This window comes from Streptococcus oralis (assembly GCF_901543815.1).
Lineage (GTDB): Bacteria > Bacillota > Bacilli > Lactobacillales > Streptococcaceae > Streptococcus > Streptococcus oralis_CM.
In genome coordinates this window covers 1795785-1811105 of record NZ_CABEIU010000002.1, presented here as the reverse complement: position 1 = coordinate 1811105, position 15321 = coordinate 1795785, and the positions used below count along the sequence as shown (strand labels likewise).

Genomic DNA, 15321 nt, shown 5'->3' with positions numbered 1-15321 from the left:
ATGATTGAAAAACAGGAATTGGGAGAATTTTACAAGGAATTACGCTTGGCGCGAAAACTCAAGCAGTCAGATGTAGCTTGTGATGGACTGACAGCATCCCAGCTATCTAAGTTTGAACTAGGGCAGTCTATGCTGTCTGCAGATAAGTTGATCCTAGCTATCCAAGGGATAAATGTGACCTTCGATGAGTTTGGACACAAGCTCAACAACTATCAAGAATCCCCACATATGCGATTTGGTCGAAAGGTTGTGGATCGCTTTGCCCATCAAGATATAGCGGGTTTAGAGCAACTGTTGGAGGAAATCGAGCAGGAACAGATAGCGCAGACCTATCGTCGTTTGAATGCCATCGTGATTAAAAATGCTATCCATTCCTTGGATAAAAGCTATCTGCTCGAAGAGGAGGATCGTGAGTTTTTGACCACCTACCTTTATGCTATCGAGTCTTGGACCTGGTTTGAACTCTATATATTTTGTAACACTATGCCCTTCTTGAGTAATCAAGATCTGATCTTTTTATCAACCTCCTTACTCGAAAAATCCAAGGAATTTAAAGAATTGGCACACAATAGACTGTATATGAAAAGTGGCTATCTGAATATCATATCAGAGTTCATGGAGCGTAAGCTTTTCTCTTACATCCCAATCTTTGAGTCTGAGTTGGAGAGCATGCTTCGTCCGTATGATGTTTTTGAGAAATTATTGTGGCAATTTTTAAAGAAAATGAGTGTTTTCCTTCAAACTAAGGGAAGTAATCAAAAAGAGATTGAACACTTTATCCAATCTCTGCAAATATTAGAAAATCCACAATTAACAGCCCTTTTTGAATTGCGTTTGCAGCAATACAAAGAGCTTATCGATTAGTCAACAATCGCAAATGTGAAATTTCCATGAGAAAAAATGTCAAATATGCGATTTTCTAAGATAGGGTAGTTTTTGTGTTATACTGTTTTTATTACATAGTATAGGAGAAAATAGGATGAAAAAGATAATCTCGCGCTATTACTTTATTATAGCCATTCTAATTGTCATTGCTGACCAGTTCTTCATTCGTTTGCTTTTACATAGCGACCTTGTTACTGGTCTATCTGACTTTGCCTATTATTTGTCGGATATGATGTTGAATTTTCTTGTGGTTTTATTTGCTCTTATTGTTATGGTTTGGTCAGGGAAATGGCAGAAAATCAACAGTAGAAAATTTAAAGGATCCTATCTTTTCTATTCCTTCCTAGCTCTGCTTGCTTTTGTTGTTTGGAATTTCGTCACCTTTTTTCTTTTCCCATCTACCAAAAATGAAATTTCCTATCAACTCGCCATTCCTACTTTTACAGGAGCTACGGCATTTTTGATGTATTTTTTCTATCCTGTAATTGCAGGTCCCATTTTTGAAGAGATGATTTATCGTGGATTGGTGATGACTGCTCTGGAAAAAGGGAAGAAATGGGGACTGGATGTGTTCGGTTCGGCTGCTTTATTCGGGATCTTGCATATTAGTAACCACGGTTGGGTATTGACAGACTTTTTCTTCTATATGGGTGGTGGTCTCATATTTGCAGTCTTATTTAGAGTGACAAAGTCCATTTATTGGCCTATTGGACTGCACATAGTCTACAATGGCATTGGTCAGATTCTCCCCTTGTTGTTTTAGAGTTTTTCAATAATCCTAATTAGTAAAAGAGAACACTAGCTGTGACATAAAATTCCCGAGTCAGTTTGTAGTGCTGGACCAAGCCCTTACGGAGCTTTTGATTGGATGAAAGGACTCTGGGCAGGTTTGGCTGAAAGACGACGTAAATAAAACTTAAAAGGAACAACTATGAAAGGGAAAGAAACGAAATTTTATCTAGGGACCATTTTGGTGCTTGTGTCCTATTACTTGATTTTTAATCTTGTAGCAAAATTAGATTCAGTGAACCAATTATCCGACTTTGGATTTTATGGGATTCAGATTTTATTGATAGTAATTGAGGGAATTGTTGCTACTGTGGTTCTTGTTAAGAGTCAACGTTGGAAAGAGTACGGTCGATTCCAGTTCCGTTGGTCCTATCTGGGTCTCTTCTTTCTTTTCTTTCTATTGATGTTTTTGTGGGTAAATATAACGACTCGGATCTTTCCTAGTACGCAAAATGGGAGGGCAATTGTGAAAGAAACAGCTAATTTGACAGGAATTAGTTACTTTATAACGCGCATTTTATACGGTAGTCTCATTGCTCCTATAGTTGAAGAGTTGGTTTTTCGGGGGCTTCTGATGACATCCCTAACTAAATTTAAAAAATACTATGTTGACATAATTGTCTCCTCGACTCTATTCAGTCTTATCCATGTTTTGCAATATGGATGGGTGATAACAGACTTCATCATTTATGCAGGAGCAGGTCTGCTACTCTGTATGCTCTTTCGTTATACACGTTCAATTTATTGGTCAATGGCACTCCACATCTTGTGGAATACCTTTTTAATTATCGTCAGCTTATTGGTGTTTGGATTTTAGATTTAGCAGAAATTTTTACATCACATAGATAAGGCTGGCTTCCCAGTCTTTTTCTTATTATGACGGATTGTTACTGACTCTTGATCAATTTAAAACAAAAGAAGCATTTTTAAAATCCAATCACGGAATCCCGCTCTATCAAAGTTTGTCAATCCTAGACTTTTTTTGTATAGTAGAAATATGAAATTTACAAAAATAATCAGTAGTCTACTTGCTCTTGGAGCTTTACTTATGCTTTTATCAGCTTGCCAGAATTTTAAAAAGACACAACTGGTCTTGTTTGAAACACTTTCATTCAATATGCCTCTTAAATCCTTTGAAGAAGTTTTTGGTGAGGCTAGCGAAGTGGTGGAAGAAACAGAAATGGGTTATCGAGATAGCTGGCGTGCAGAAGACCCCTATTTCTATAAAACGGGACGCCTTTTCTATGATTACGAAAATATTGCTTTGAATGGTTATACAGGTCGAGCAAGATTCACATTTTCAAAATCACATCGCTTGGAAAAAGCGACAGTCCATATTCCTGTAGCTTCAAAAGGGGAGCAATATGTGGTGCTCAACAATCTATCCCAGACTATAAAAAAAGAAATTGAAACTCTCCCGAATTTCCAATCTGTAACTACCGAGACGGTAGGACTATACGATGACGGCTATCGCTATAAAGTCAAGTTGAAAGGACAAAGGAAAGAACTCTGGGTTGATGTCTATCCGACAGAAGATGAAGATGCTAAAGAAATGGAAGCTAAAAAGTATACTATTCGGGTGGATCAGTTTAGGATGCATTAATAACACTCATGGGATTTCAGTATTTTTTACTAGCTCCAAGTTTCAAACTCTAAACTTTTTTCTCTTCTTTGAATGTGTTATAATATTTCTTGCTGTGGCTGTGATGACGAACAGCCGCAATTGGAGAGAATATGAGGAGAAGGATGAAAGAAAAAGGATTTTGGGAAGGTGTACAGGCGGCTATGCCGACTGCCCTTGGCTATGTTAGTATCGGACTGGCCTGTGGGATTATTGGTGCGCCCTATGTGACACCCGTTGAGATGGGCTTGATGAGCCTCTTTGTTTATGCTGGGAGTGCCCAGTTTGCCATGTTGGCATTGATTGCGGTCCAAGCGCCTGTGGCAGCTATTGTCATGACGGTCTTTTTGATCAACTTGCGACTCTTTTTGCTGAGCTTGCATGCGTCGACTTATTTCCGTCATACCAGCCTCTGGCAAAATATCGGTATGTCTAGCCTCTTGACGGATGAGACTTACGGAGTTTTGATGGGAGAATTAGCCCATACAGACAAGGTCCATCCTATGTGGATGCACGGGAACAATCTCAATAGTTATGTAGCCTGGTTTATTGGAACAGTTGTGGGAACGGCTTTAGGTGGTCTTCTTCCAAATCCTAAGGTTTTTGGTTTAGATTTTGCCCTCGTGGGAATGTTTATCGGGATTTTTGCTTCGCAGTTCCAGATTATGCAAAGACGGATTCCTGTCCGCAATCTGCTGAAGATCCTAGCAGTTGTTGCGGTGTCTTTCTTTTTGCTCTTGACAGTGGTGTCTCAGTCACTAGCTGTTTTGTTTGCGACCTTGCTAGGTTGTACTGTGGGGGTGGTCTTAGATGGTCAGTAAGTATCTTTTATTAGCAGTTATTTTCTCTGGCTTGGTGACTTGGATTCCCCGTATGATTCCTTTCATCTTGGTCAAGTACAAGGGTTTGCCAGCAATAGTCGAGCGTTTTTTGAAGTTTTTGCCTGTTTCTATTATCTTTGCTTTGATCCTTTCAAGCGTGGTGACAGGCAAGGTAGGGAGTCTTCCTCAGATCAAGTGGTTGGACTTCTTGGCAGTCTTTCCAACGGCTTGGGTAGCCTTTCGCTACCGCAATCTAGTGGGTACGGTTCTTTTTGGGGTAGTCTTGATTGCAGTCTTGCGTCTGGTCTTTTAAATCAGCCATAAAAAAAAACTATCACAGAGATAGATATCATATAATGGCGTAAATTCCTTTTTTCTGTTAAGATAATACAGTATTCTATTTTGGAGGAAATGACATGAAAAAAATCGTCAAATATTCATCTCTTGCTGCTCTAGGACTTGTTGCCGCAGGTGTACTAGTAGCTTGCTCAGGTGGTGAGAAGAAAGATGCTGCATCTGGTGAAGCAACATCTAGTAAAAAAGAAATTATCGTTGTAACCAATGCTACACCAAAACCATTCAACTATGAAGAAAATGGCGAATTGACTGGTTACGAGATTGAAGTGGTTCGCGCTATCTTTAAAGATTCTGACAAGTATACTGTCAAGTTTGAGAAGACAGAGTGGTCAGGTGTTTTTGCAGGACTTGATGCTGATCGTTACCAAATGGCTGTTAGCAACATCAGCTACACTAAAGAACGTGCTGAAAAATACCTTTATGCAGCTCCAACTGCTAAAAACCCTAACGTTCTTGTAGTGAAAAAAGATGACTCTAGCATCAAATCGTTTGATGATATCGGTGGAAAATCAACAGAAGTTGTTCAAGGAACAACATCTGCTAAACAGCTAGAAGACTACAACAAACAACACTCAGATAACCCAACTATCCTTAACTACGTTAAAGGGGACTTCCAACAAATCATGGTACGTTTGAGTGATGGCCGATTTGACTACAAGATTTTTGATAAAATCGGTGTAGAGACAGTCATCAAGGACCAAGGTTTGGATAACTTGAAAGTTATCGAACTTCCAAGCGACCAACAACCTTACGTATACCCACTTCTTGCCAAAGGTCAAGATGAGTTGAAGGCATTTGTGGACAAACGCATCCAAGAATTATATAAAGATGGAACCCTTGAAAAGCTATCTCAACAGTTCTTTGGCGGTTCTTATCTGCCAGCAGAAGCTGATATTAAATAAATTTTTAAATCATCCATTCTCTGGTAGATGGATGATTTTCCATTCTGGAGGTATATAGTTTCAAACTATATGTCTGCCTATCTAATAACAATTTGCTAAATCAAATAAAGTATGAGATACTATTACGGTATTATTTTTAAAGGAGATAGAATTATGAAAATCAAAAAATGGCTCGGTGTAGCAGCGCTTGCTACAGTCGCAGGTTTGGCTCTTGCAGCTTGTGGAAATTCAGAAAAGAAAGCGGACAACGAAACAGTTGTTAAAATCGCAACAGTTAACCGCAGTGGTTCTGAAGAAAAACGTTGGGATAAAATCCAAGAATTGGTCAAAAAAGACGGTATTAAATTGGAATTCACAGAGTTCACTGACTACTCTCAACCAAACAAGGCAACTGCTGATGGCGAAGTAGACTTGAACGCCTTCCAACATTACAACTTCTTGAACAACTGGAACAAGGAAAATGGGAAAGACCTTGTAGCGATTGCAGATACGTACATCTCACCAATCCGCCTTTACTCAGGTAAAAATGGGGAAGAAAACAAGTACACTAAAGTAGAAGAAATCCCAGATAAGGGTGAAATTGCTGTACCAAACGATGCAACAAACGAAAGCCGTGCGCTTTACTTGCTTCAATCAGCTGGTTTGATCAAATTGGATGTTTCTGGAACTGCTCTAGCAACAGTTGCTAACATCACAGAAAATCCAAAGAACTTGAAGATTACTGAATTGGACGCTAGTCAAACAGCTCGTTCATTGTCATCAGTTGACGCTGCCGTTGTAAATAATACCTTCGTTACAGAAGCAAAATTGGACTACAAGAAAGCACTCTTCAAAGAACAAGCTGATGAAAACTCAAAACAATGGTACAACATCATCGTTGCGAAAAAAGATTGGGAATCATCACCTAAAGCGGATGCCATCAAGAAAATTATCGCGGCTTACCACACTGATGAAGTGAAAAAAGTTATCGAAGAAACATCAGACGGTTTGGACCAACCAGTTTGGTAATAAGACATAGGGAGGTGGGAGAGAGTTTCCACCTCTTGCTTTTGTCTAGATTGTTGGTTTTGAAGAAGATGATCTTGTAGTCCGTCCATAGACACAAGTCCTCAGTAGAAAGTGAGAGAGAAAATGGTTTTTCCTAGCGAACAAGAACAGATTGAAAAATTTGAAAAGGATCATGTAGCCCAGCATTATTTTGAAGTTTTGCGCACCTTGATTTCCAAGAAATCAGTCTTTGCCCAGCAGGTCGGGCTCAAGGAAGTCGCAAACTATCTGGGTGAGATTTTCCAGCGTGTGGGAGCTGAAGTCGAGATTGATGAGAGCTACACGGCGCCTTTTGTCATGGCGCATTTCAAGAGTTCGCGTCCAGATGCTAAGACCTTTATTTTCTATAATCACTATGACACTGTGCCAGCGGACGGAGATCAGATCTGGACAGAGGATCCCTTTACACTTTCTGTGCGTAATGGATTTATGTATGGACGTGGGGTTGACGACGACAAGGGCCATATCACGGCTCGTTTGAGTGCTCTGAGAAAGTATATGCAGCACCATGATGACCTGCCAGTCAATATCAGCTTTATCATGGAAGGGGCAGAGGAGTCTGCTTCTATGGATTTAGATAAGTATTTAGAGAAACACGCAGACAAACTTCGTGGAGCAGATTTGCTAGTCTGGGAGCAAGGAACTAAAAATGCCTTGGAGCAGTTAGAAATTTCTGGTGGAAACAAGGGAATCGTGACCTTTGATGCCAAGGTGAAAAGTGCGGATGTGGACATTCACTCGAGTTATGGTGGTGTCGTGGAATCAGCTCCATGGTATCTCCTCCAGGCCTTAAGTAGCCTTCGTGCTGCAGATGGTCGTATCTTGGTCGAAGGCTTGTACGAGGATGTCCAAGAGCCAAATGAACGAGAACTAGCCTTGGTAGATACCTACGCCCAACGCAATCCTGAGGAAATCAGTCGCATTTATGGCTTGGAATTGCCTCTCTTACAAGAGGAACGTGCAGCCTTTCTAAAACGTTTCTTTTTTGAGCCAGCCCTTAATATCGAAGGGATTCAGTCAGGTTATCAAGGGCAAGGGGTTAAAACGATTTTGCCAGCAGAAGCCAGTGCCAAGTTAGAAGTTCGTTTGGTTCCTGGCCTAGAACCGCATGATGTTCTGGAAAAAATTCGGAAACAGCTAGACAAAAATGGCTTTGATAAGGTAGAATTATACTATACCTTGGGAGAGATGAGCTATCGAAGCGATATGAGCGCGCCAGCTATTCTCAATGTGATCGAGTTGGCCAAGAAATTCTATCCACAGGGCGTTTCAGTCTTGCCGACCACAGCGGGGACAGGGCCTATGCATACGGTCTTTGATGCCCTAGAGGTACCAATGGTGGCCTTCGGTCTAGGAAATGCCAATAGCCGAGACCATGGTGGAGATGAAAACGTGCGAATCGCCGATTACTACACCCATATTGAATTAGTAGAGGAGCTGATTAGAAGCTATGAGTAGAGATATTATCAAGTTAGATCAGATTGATGTGACTTTTCATCAGAAGAAGAGAACCATCACAGCGGTCAAGGATGTGACCATTCACATTCAAGAAGGGGATATCTACGGTATCGTTGGATATTCTGGAGCAGGGAAATCAACCCTTGTACGGGTGATTAACCTCTTGCAAAAGCCATCTGCTGGGAAAATTACCATTGATGACGACGTCATTTTTGATGGCAAGGTAACCTTGACGGCAGAGCAGTTGCGTCGTAAACGTCAGGATATCGGGATGATTTTCCAGCACTTTAACCTGATGAGTCAAAAGACAGCAGAGGAGAATGTAGCCTTTGCCCTTAAGCACTCTGGACTCAGCAAGGAAGAAAAGAAAGCTAAAGTAGCTAAGTTGTTGGACTTAGTTGGCTTGGCGGATCGTGCTGAAAACTACCCTTCACAACTATCAGGAGGGCAAAAACAGCGTGTAGCCATTGCGCGTGCCTTGGCAAATGATCCGAAAATTTTGATTTCAGACGAGTCAACTTCTGCCCTTGACCCTAAGACAACCAAGCAGATTTTGGCCTTATTGCAAGATTTGAACCAAAAATTAGGCTTGACGGTTGTCTTGATTACGCATGAAATGCAGATTGTCAAAGACATTGCCAACCGTGTGGCAGTTATGCAGGATGGCCGTTTGATTGAAGAGGGCAGTGTTCTTGAAATCTTCTCAGATCCAAAACAACCTTTGACCCAGGACTTTATCTCAACAGCCACAGGTATTGACGAAGCCATGGTTAAGATTGAGAAGCAAGAAATCGTAGAACATTTATCTGAAAACAGTATCTTAGTGCAGCTCAAGTATGCAGGGGCTTCGACAGACGAGCCACTTTTGAATGAATTGTACAAACATTACCAAGTAACGGCTAATATCCTTTATGGAAATATCGAAATTCTCGATGGTACTCCCGTTGGAGAATTAGTGGTGGTCTTGTCAGGAGAAAAAGCAGCGCTAGCAGGTGCTCAAGAAGCCATTCGTCAAGCAGGTGTACAGCTAAAAGTATTGAAGGGAGGACAGTAGAATGACAGAGTTTATTCAAACTTACTTACCAAATGTCTATAAGATGGGCTGGGCTGGTCAGGCAGGCTGGGGAACAGCTATCTACCTAACTCTTTATATGACGGTTCTTTCCTTCATCATTGGAGGGTTCTTGGGACTGGTAGCAGGTCTCTTCCTTGTCTTGACTGCGCCAGGTGGTGTCTTGGAAAATAAGGTTATCTTTTGGATTTTAGACAAGATCACCTCCATTTTCCGTGCAGTTCCTTTCATCATCCTCTTGGCTATCTTGTCGCCACTTTCTCACTTGATTGTTAAGACTAGTATTGGGCCAAATGCAGCCCTTGTCCCACTTTCTTTTGCAGTCTTTGCCTTCTTTGCCCGTCAGGTGCAGGTTGTCTTGGCTGAGCTAGATGGCGGTGTCATTGAGGCGGCGCAGGCTAGTGGAGCGACCTTCTGGGACATCGTGGGTGTTTACCTATCAGAAGGTTTGCCAGATTTGATTCGTGTGACGACTGTAACCTTGATTTCCCTTGTCGGGGAAACAGCCATGGCTGGTGCGGTTGGAGCAGGTGGTATCGGTAACGTAGCCATTGCTTATGGATTTAACCGTTTCAATCACGATGTGACAGTCTTAGCAACCATTATTATCATCTTGATTATCTTTACAATCCAGTTCTTGGGAGATTTCTTGACCAAGAAATTAAGTCATAAATAAAAAGAGCCCTTCGGCTCTTTTTTGTTCTAGGAAGCTGCCAACAGGGGCATTTAAAGTTTTTAAATTATGGTATAATAGATAAAGTTAACTCTCTCTGGTAATAGGGTAGAAAAAAAAACAGAAAGATAAACCTTAAAGCGAGATGAGAAAATGAAAAAGGAGTTCGGTTGATATGAATTATTTCGAGGGGAATGAGTTTTTCCTTCTCTTATTTGTAGTTTTACTGATTGGTTTTGTGGTAAACTTTTTTGAAAAACGTAAGGACTACTATATTTTGGCGCTCTCCCTCTTATTCGCAGGAGCTATTTATGGCAAGAGCCGAGCGATGATTGTCTATTTGCTCGCCTTTATCGTTTATCAATATTTTCTGGTTTTTCTAGCACAGAGGATAGAAGCAAAGCGGCTGAACCCCCTGGTTTTCCTTTCCATTCTTCCTTTGGTGATCAATAAAGTCTTTGCCCTGACTTCTCTGCATTTGTTGGCCTTTATTGGAATTTCTTACATGTCCTTTAAGACCATTCAGATCATGCTAGAAATATCGGATGGCTTGATCAAAGAAAAAATCAGTGTAAAAGATTATCTACAGTTTTTGCTCTTTTTCCCAACAGTTAGTGCTGGTCCGATTGATCGGAGTAGGAGATTTTTAAAAGAGATAAACGAGGTCATGCCTCGAAAAGAGTATCTGGAGTTAGCAGGGGACGGTGTGTATCGTATCGTTCTAGGTCTTCTTTACAAGGTTGTTTTATCAACCTATGTTTATCAGATGCTACTCGCTCTAAGCAATACTGGCACAGTCGTCTACTCAATCAAGTATATGTACCTCTATACCTTGTATCTGTTCTTTGACTTTGCAGGCTATAGTCTAATGGCCGTTGGAAGTAGTAACATTCTAGGTATTCAGACACCGATGAACTTTAACAAACCTTTCTTGAGTGTCGATATCAAGGATTTCTGGACCAGATGGCATATCACCTTGTCTACCTGGTTGAGAGATTTCGTATTTTCAAGAGTATTGATGCAGGTTATCAGGAAAAAATGGTTTAAAAATAGACTACACAATGCAACCTATGCCTATATGGTCAATATGTTGGTCATGGGTTTTTGGCATGGTCTTAGTGTTAGCTACATTGTTTATGGTTTTTATCACGGTGTCTTGATGGCTGGATTTGAAGTGTATCAAAAGAAAAGCAATTTTTATAAGAAAAATAAAAACAAAAACTGGTATAAGCTGCTAAGTTGGTTTGTGACCATGAATTTGGTTATGATTGGTTTCTTTATCTTTTCAGGTGAACCCTATAAAATCTTGCTTACGATTTTAAAGAGATAAGAGATTGAAAAGAAGTCTGCCAGATTGAAGGGATAGGATAAAACGAGATGATTAAATTAAAAGCATTTTTACTATCGCTTGTGCTCGTAATTGCGACGCTTGCCCTTTTAAATGTGACCTATGTCAAGAAGATTGATGATTATTATAAAGTCAAGGATAACAGTATTCGTTACAGCACCTCGTATGAAAAGTATAAAAGTAGAGATATTCTAACAAGCAATATCACCCCCAATACACTGGTTCTAATGGGTTCCTCAGAGTTGGTCGCGACGATAAATGAAGACTATCATCCCAATAAAATTTTTAACTACAACGATTTTAATATCATGCAGATTGGGACTAGTTATTCTCAAAACATCATTCAGGCTACGACCTTAGGCTCTATTGAAGGATCTATGAGTAAGCGAAAAGTAGCTATAGTAGAGTCTGTTCAGTGGTTTGAAAAAGATGGAACCCATCAAGATGCTTTTTTGAATAAAGCTTCCCAAGAACATATTTTCCACATGCTAGATAATGACAAGATTAGTAAGGAAACGAAAGAAAAACTAATCAATCGCATTATCGAGATTACCAAGGGGAACAAGCAACAAAACGACATCTACAAAAAATATAAAAGTTATTTCATAGATGGAAAAGGAACCATTGTTGATAAAAAACTATTAGAGTTTGATAAGGCGATGTATTCCTTTAAGCTCAAACAGACTTTTTATCAAAAACATGCCAAATCAGATTATCCTTCACTAGGAGACAAAACCCCAGACTATGATTGGCAGAAGATGACGGATCAGTTTGTGGAAGAGGTCAAAAAGAAAACAGACAATAATGACTATGCTGTTGATAATAACTACTACAATACTTACTTAAAAGATCGCTATGCATCGCTAAAAGATTCCAATAAAGATTTGAGCTACCTAGAGTCACCAGAATATTCAGATATGGAACTCTTTTTGACAGTTGCTAAAGAATTGGGCATTGAAGTTGAGGTTATTATTTTCCCAGTAAACGGGAAATGGAATGATTACACAGGTGTCTCAAGAGAGATGCGAGAAAAAACTTATAAAAAAATAGAAGATGTCGCAAAAAGCCATGGTGCAACCGTATTAAACTATGGAAACAGAGAGTATGATGATTACTTTTTATTTGACGTGATGCACGTTGGAGTGAAAGGATGGATGGAAGTTGAAAAAGAACTTTACAAATTTGCAAACCAAGCTAACTAACACACATCGTTTAATCTTGTGGACACTATTTTTTTATACGGTTATCTTGAACATCGTGATTTACTGTTTTGTGACCGATTTTTCGAATATTCAAGAATTTATCTATAGTGAATTTTAAGATTGTATACAAAAAGGCCCTGGAACTAGGCATTGCTAGTCTTCAGGGCTTTTACCTTATAGTTTATCGGCTATTTTTTGACTTAGAAATTGCCCCATCACAGCCCCAATCAAGGCACAAAGGAGAATGCTTGCGACAAAGAGAAAAATTTTGTCTAGCTCTGGAGCGACCATGATACGGTCAATGTATTCTTGGGATTTCCCACGCGCAAGTAAGGTTGCCACGTAAGCTTTGGGACGGATCCACATGAGGAAGATAGGGCCACTTGTGCTAAAAGCAAAGACGAGGAAGGAGAGGGTGTTTTTGATTCGATCTCTGTAGTTTCCGAGACGAGCGATGGCATCTGCTGCAAGACCACAGGCGATAGCTGGTAGAAAAGCGCCAGCGCCGTGTTTACTAGCTAGAAAAAAGAGAGCCATAAAGAGTCCGAGAGTGGTAATCGCTCCAAAACGAGGAACCTTTGCCAAAAGAAGCATATAGACACTGCCACCGACAAGGGCAGAAAAGGCAGGCGCGTAGAACATATTGCCCGTTGAATCCACCAAGTGTCCAAGTAATACTCCGATTCCTAGACAGAGGAAGTAGAGGACGACGGCTAAGAGGGTAGTTAAGATATTTTTCTTCATGAGAATCTCCTTATATAAAACTGTCAAAATCAATTGTATCACGCTTTTAGAGGATTGTAAATGGGAGCTCTATGTTTTTGAAAACGTTTGAAATATGATATAATAGTTACATAGTTGTTTTAAGGAGGATATCATGGGAAAGTTTCTAGAATTCGTCTTTAATCGTTTCTTTTTAGGAATGATTGCGACGGCTTTTTTCTGGTTATTGACACTAGCAGGAGGTGTGGTCTTTGGTTTGGCACCAGCTAGTGCAACTCTTATGAGTTTATATGCGGAGCACGGTTATACTTATCGAGCTTATAGTTTGAAAGAAGCTTGGGAATTGTATAAGAGTAACTTTGTCAAGAGCAACCTAGCTTTCTATAGTTTTGTACTTGTAGATCTAGTCTTAGTCTATGGTTTGTACCTTTTGATTCAATTGCCTCACCAGACTATTTTTCATCTCTTGGCGACCTTTCTCAATATCCTTGTTGTTGCCTTTGTTTTTTTGGCTTATACCGTTTCATTGAAACTCCAAGTCCACTATGAGCTCTCTTATCGAAATACTGTAAAGCTCGCTCTTATCGGGATTTTTATGAATTTGCCGGCAATTGCCAAGGTTTTATTTGGTACGGTCATGCTTGTAGGAATTGGTTACTATATGCCTGCCCTCCTCTTTTTCGTAGGAATTGGTGTATGGCATTTCTTTATCAGTGATATGTTGGAACCTGTATATGAAAGTATCCATGAAAAATTGGCGACAAAATAAAATGAAGCCGTTCTGGCTCCACTCGCTCTTGCGTATCTATACCTTGGTGATGATTGTCATCATTGCAAGTTTTGCGGTCATGCTCTCCTATGCTGACTGGAGTTCCCGTGAAAAAGAAGCCCAGCGAGTAGCTCAACGTGTAACGACTCGAACAGTGAGTGAGATTGAATATTACCACAGGGAGTCGACTCAGCTAGCGCAGGAACTGGTTGAAAATCGAGCACGGATTGAAGGGATTTACAAGTATTTTAGTCTGAGTACATCGGATTATTTTTACTGGCTGTTGCAACGTAAAGCGTCTCCCTATGTCTCAGTATCCTTGTATGAAAACATTGATGATTTGTATGTAAGAAATGACTTTGTGACAGGTGTTGCAATTGTTTTGCAAGACTATAAGGAAGTCTACGTTTCTACTAGAGAGAAACGTAGCGGGGAGAAAATTCTTGCTGAGGATTTCAAACCAGCAGCCAATAGTTTTGCCATACCAGTACTTGATCCTAACTCCGATCAGTCTCTAGGTGTTATTTACGTTTCTTTATCACAGGATGTACTTTACCAAGCAATTGATAATACTCGCGGTCTGATTCCTGTGGCTGTGACGATCACCTCCCCTTTTGATACTGAATTGTTTCATATAGGGGAAAATGTAGTAGCTGAACGGGAAAATTGGATTGTTGGTTTGACATCACATGGCTATCAAGTCCAATCAGCAGTTCCCAAGGATTTTGTTCTTACTGGGACTTTAACTAGTTCCGCTGTTATTGTTGGTTTGAGTGTTCTCTTTATTATTATTTTATATGTGACCTTGAGGCAGACCTTCTCCAATTACCAAAGGCAGGTTGTGGACTTGGTGGAGTCTATCGAGGTTATTGCTCAAGGAGAAGAGGGACTTCGGATCGATACTTCTGAAAAAGATCAGGAATTGCTTCTCATTGCAGAAACCACCAATGATATGTTGGATTGCTTGGAAAAAAATATCCACGATATCTATCAGCTAGAGCTCAGCCAAAAGGATGCCAATATGCGAGCCCTACAGGCTCAAATCAATCCTCACTTTATGTACAATACTCTGGAGTTTTTACGGATGTATGCCGTCATGGAAAGCCAAGATGAACTGGCGGATATTATCTATGAATTTAGCAGTTTACTACGCAATAATATCTCCGATGAGCGGGAAACGACGCTGAAGCAAGAATTAGAATTTTGTCGCAAATACAGCTATCTCTGTATGGTGCGTTATCCAAAGTCAGTTGCCTATGGTTTTAAGATTGCACCCGAATTAGAAAATATGAGGATTCCCAAGTTTACGCTCCAACCATTGGTAGAAAACTACTTTGCCCACGGTATTGACCACCGCCGAACAGACAATGTGATCAGTATTAAGGTTTTGAAGGGTGAGGGATTTGTTGAAATCTTAGTAGTAGACAATGGTCGCGGGATGACTGCTGAGAAACTAGCTAGCTTGCAAGAAAAACTAACTCAGAGAAGTTTTGAGCACGAGGCAAGCTATAGCGGAGAGCGACAATCAATTGGAATAGTCAATGTACACGAACGCTTTGTCCTCTATTTTGGGGATCGCTACCAAATCAGTGTCGAGTCAGCTGAGCAAGAAGGTGTTCGTTACCGTATTACTATTCAAAATGAATAGAAAGGA

Annotated in this window: 16 protein-coding genes; 15 read left to right on the top strand and 1 reads right to left on the bottom strand. The window is 40.3% G+C overall.

All coding sequences use genetic code 11. The annotated features are described in order from the left end of the window. From FQT28_RS09245 to dltD, 13 genes are all read left to right on the top strand, one after another. Complete coding sequence (locus FQT28_RS09245; RefSeq protein WP_143989996.1) at positions 1–864, top strand: Rgg/GadR/MutR family transcriptional regulator; 864 nt, start codon at positions 1–3, stop codon at positions 862–864. 115 nt (positions 865–979) lie between these two features. Continuing rightward, positions 980–1648, top strand: a complete 669-nt coding sequence (locus tag FQT28_RS09240) for a CPBP family intramembrane glutamic endopeptidase (protein WP_143989995.1) — start codon at positions 980–982, stop codon at positions 1646–1648. 168 nt (positions 1649–1816) lie between these two features. Next, entirely contained in the window at positions 1817–2491 is a 675-nt protein-coding gene (locus FQT28_RS09235) for a CPBP family intramembrane glutamic endopeptidase (protein WP_143989994.1), read from the top strand. Positions 2492–2671: 180 nt separating this feature from the next. Then, complete coding sequence (locus FQT28_RS09230; RefSeq protein WP_143989993.1) at positions 2672–3277, top strand: hypothetical protein; 606 nt, start codon at positions 2672–2674, stop codon at positions 3275–3277. A 143-nt stretch (positions 3278–3420) separates the two neighbouring features. Next, the gene (locus FQT28_RS09225) at positions 3421–4116 is read left to right on the top strand and encodes an AzlC family ABC transporter permease (RefSeq protein WP_143989992.1); all 696 of its coding nucleotides are present in this window, start codon (positions 3421–3423) and stop codon (positions 4114–4116) included. After that, positions 4106–4429, top strand: coding sequence for an AzlD domain-containing protein (locus FQT28_RS09220; protein ID WP_000253936.1), 324 nt, complete (start codon positions 4106–4108; stop codon positions 4427–4429). Before FQT28_RS09225 ends, FQT28_RS09220 begins: the two co-directional genes overlap by 11 nt. 103 nt (positions 4430–4532) lie before the next feature. After that, positions 4533–5375 carry an amino acid ABC transporter substrate-binding protein gene (locus FQT28_RS09215; RefSeq protein ID WP_049502808.1) on the top strand — a complete coding sequence of 281 codons (843 nt, stop codon included), beginning with the start codon at positions 4533–4535 and terminating at the stop codon, positions 5373–5375. 153 nt (positions 5376–5528) lie between these two features. Continuing rightward, the gene (locus tag FQT28_RS09210; protein WP_143989991.1) at positions 5529–6383 is read left to right on the top strand and encodes a MetQ/NlpA family ABC transporter substrate-binding protein; all 855 of its coding nucleotides are present in this window, start codon (positions 5529–5531) and stop codon (positions 6381–6383) included. A gap of 123 nt (positions 6384–6506) precedes the next feature. Beyond that, positions 6507–7880 (top strand): M20 family metallopeptidase, encoded by a 1374-nt coding sequence (locus FQT28_RS09205; protein WP_143989990.1) that lies wholly within the window; start codon positions 6507–6509, stop codon positions 7878–7880. Next, the gene (locus tag FQT28_RS09200; RefSeq protein ID WP_000085680.1) at positions 7873–8934 is read left to right on the top strand and encodes a methionine ABC transporter ATP-binding protein; all 1062 of its coding nucleotides are present in this window, start codon (positions 7873–7875) and stop codon (positions 8932–8934) included. Before FQT28_RS09205 ends, FQT28_RS09200 begins: the two co-directional genes overlap by 8 nt. A gap of 1 nt (position 8935) precedes the next feature. Then, on the top strand, positions 8936–9628 hold the full coding sequence (locus FQT28_RS09195; protein ID WP_038804670.1) for a methionine ABC transporter permease: 693 nt from the start codon (positions 8936–8938) through the stop codon (positions 9626–9628). A 172-nt stretch (positions 9629–9800) separates the two neighbouring features. Beyond that, positions 9801–10955, top strand: a complete 1155-nt coding sequence (gene dltB / locus FQT28_RS09190) for a D-alanyl-lipoteichoic acid biosynthesis protein DltB (protein ID WP_143989989.1) — start codon at positions 9801–9803, stop codon at positions 10953–10955. A gap of 47 nt (positions 10956–11002) precedes the next feature. Next, positions 11003–12175, top strand: coding sequence for a D-alanyl-lipoteichoic acid biosynthesis protein DltD (gene dltD, locus FQT28_RS09185; RefSeq protein ID WP_143989988.1), 1173 nt, complete (start codon positions 11003–11005; stop codon positions 12173–12175). Between the two features lie 174 nt (positions 12176–12349). On the opposite strand, the gene FQT28_RS09180 is transcribed toward dltD, so the two are convergent. Then, positions 12350–12919 (bottom strand): MptD family putative ECF transporter S component, encoded by a 570-nt coding sequence (locus tag FQT28_RS09180; protein WP_143989987.1) that lies wholly within the window; start codon positions 12917–12919, stop codon positions 12350–12352. A gap of 133 nt (positions 12920–13052) precedes the next feature. Here FQT28_RS09180 and FQT28_RS09175 point away from each other — a divergent pair, with 133 nt between their 5' ends. Both FQT28_RS09175 and FQT28_RS09170 read left to right on the top strand, forming a co-directional pair. Further along, a complete protein-coding gene (locus FQT28_RS09175; RefSeq protein ID WP_125449898.1) occupies positions 13053–13667 on the top strand; it encodes a YesL family protein in 615 nt (204 codons plus the stop codon). Then, complete coding sequence (locus tag FQT28_RS09170; protein ID WP_125449899.1) at positions 13645–15315, top strand: sensor histidine kinase; 1671 nt, start codon at positions 13645–13647, stop codon at positions 15313–15315. Before FQT28_RS09175 ends, FQT28_RS09170 begins: the two co-directional genes overlap by 23 nt. Positions 15316–15321 lie beyond the last annotated feature (6 nt).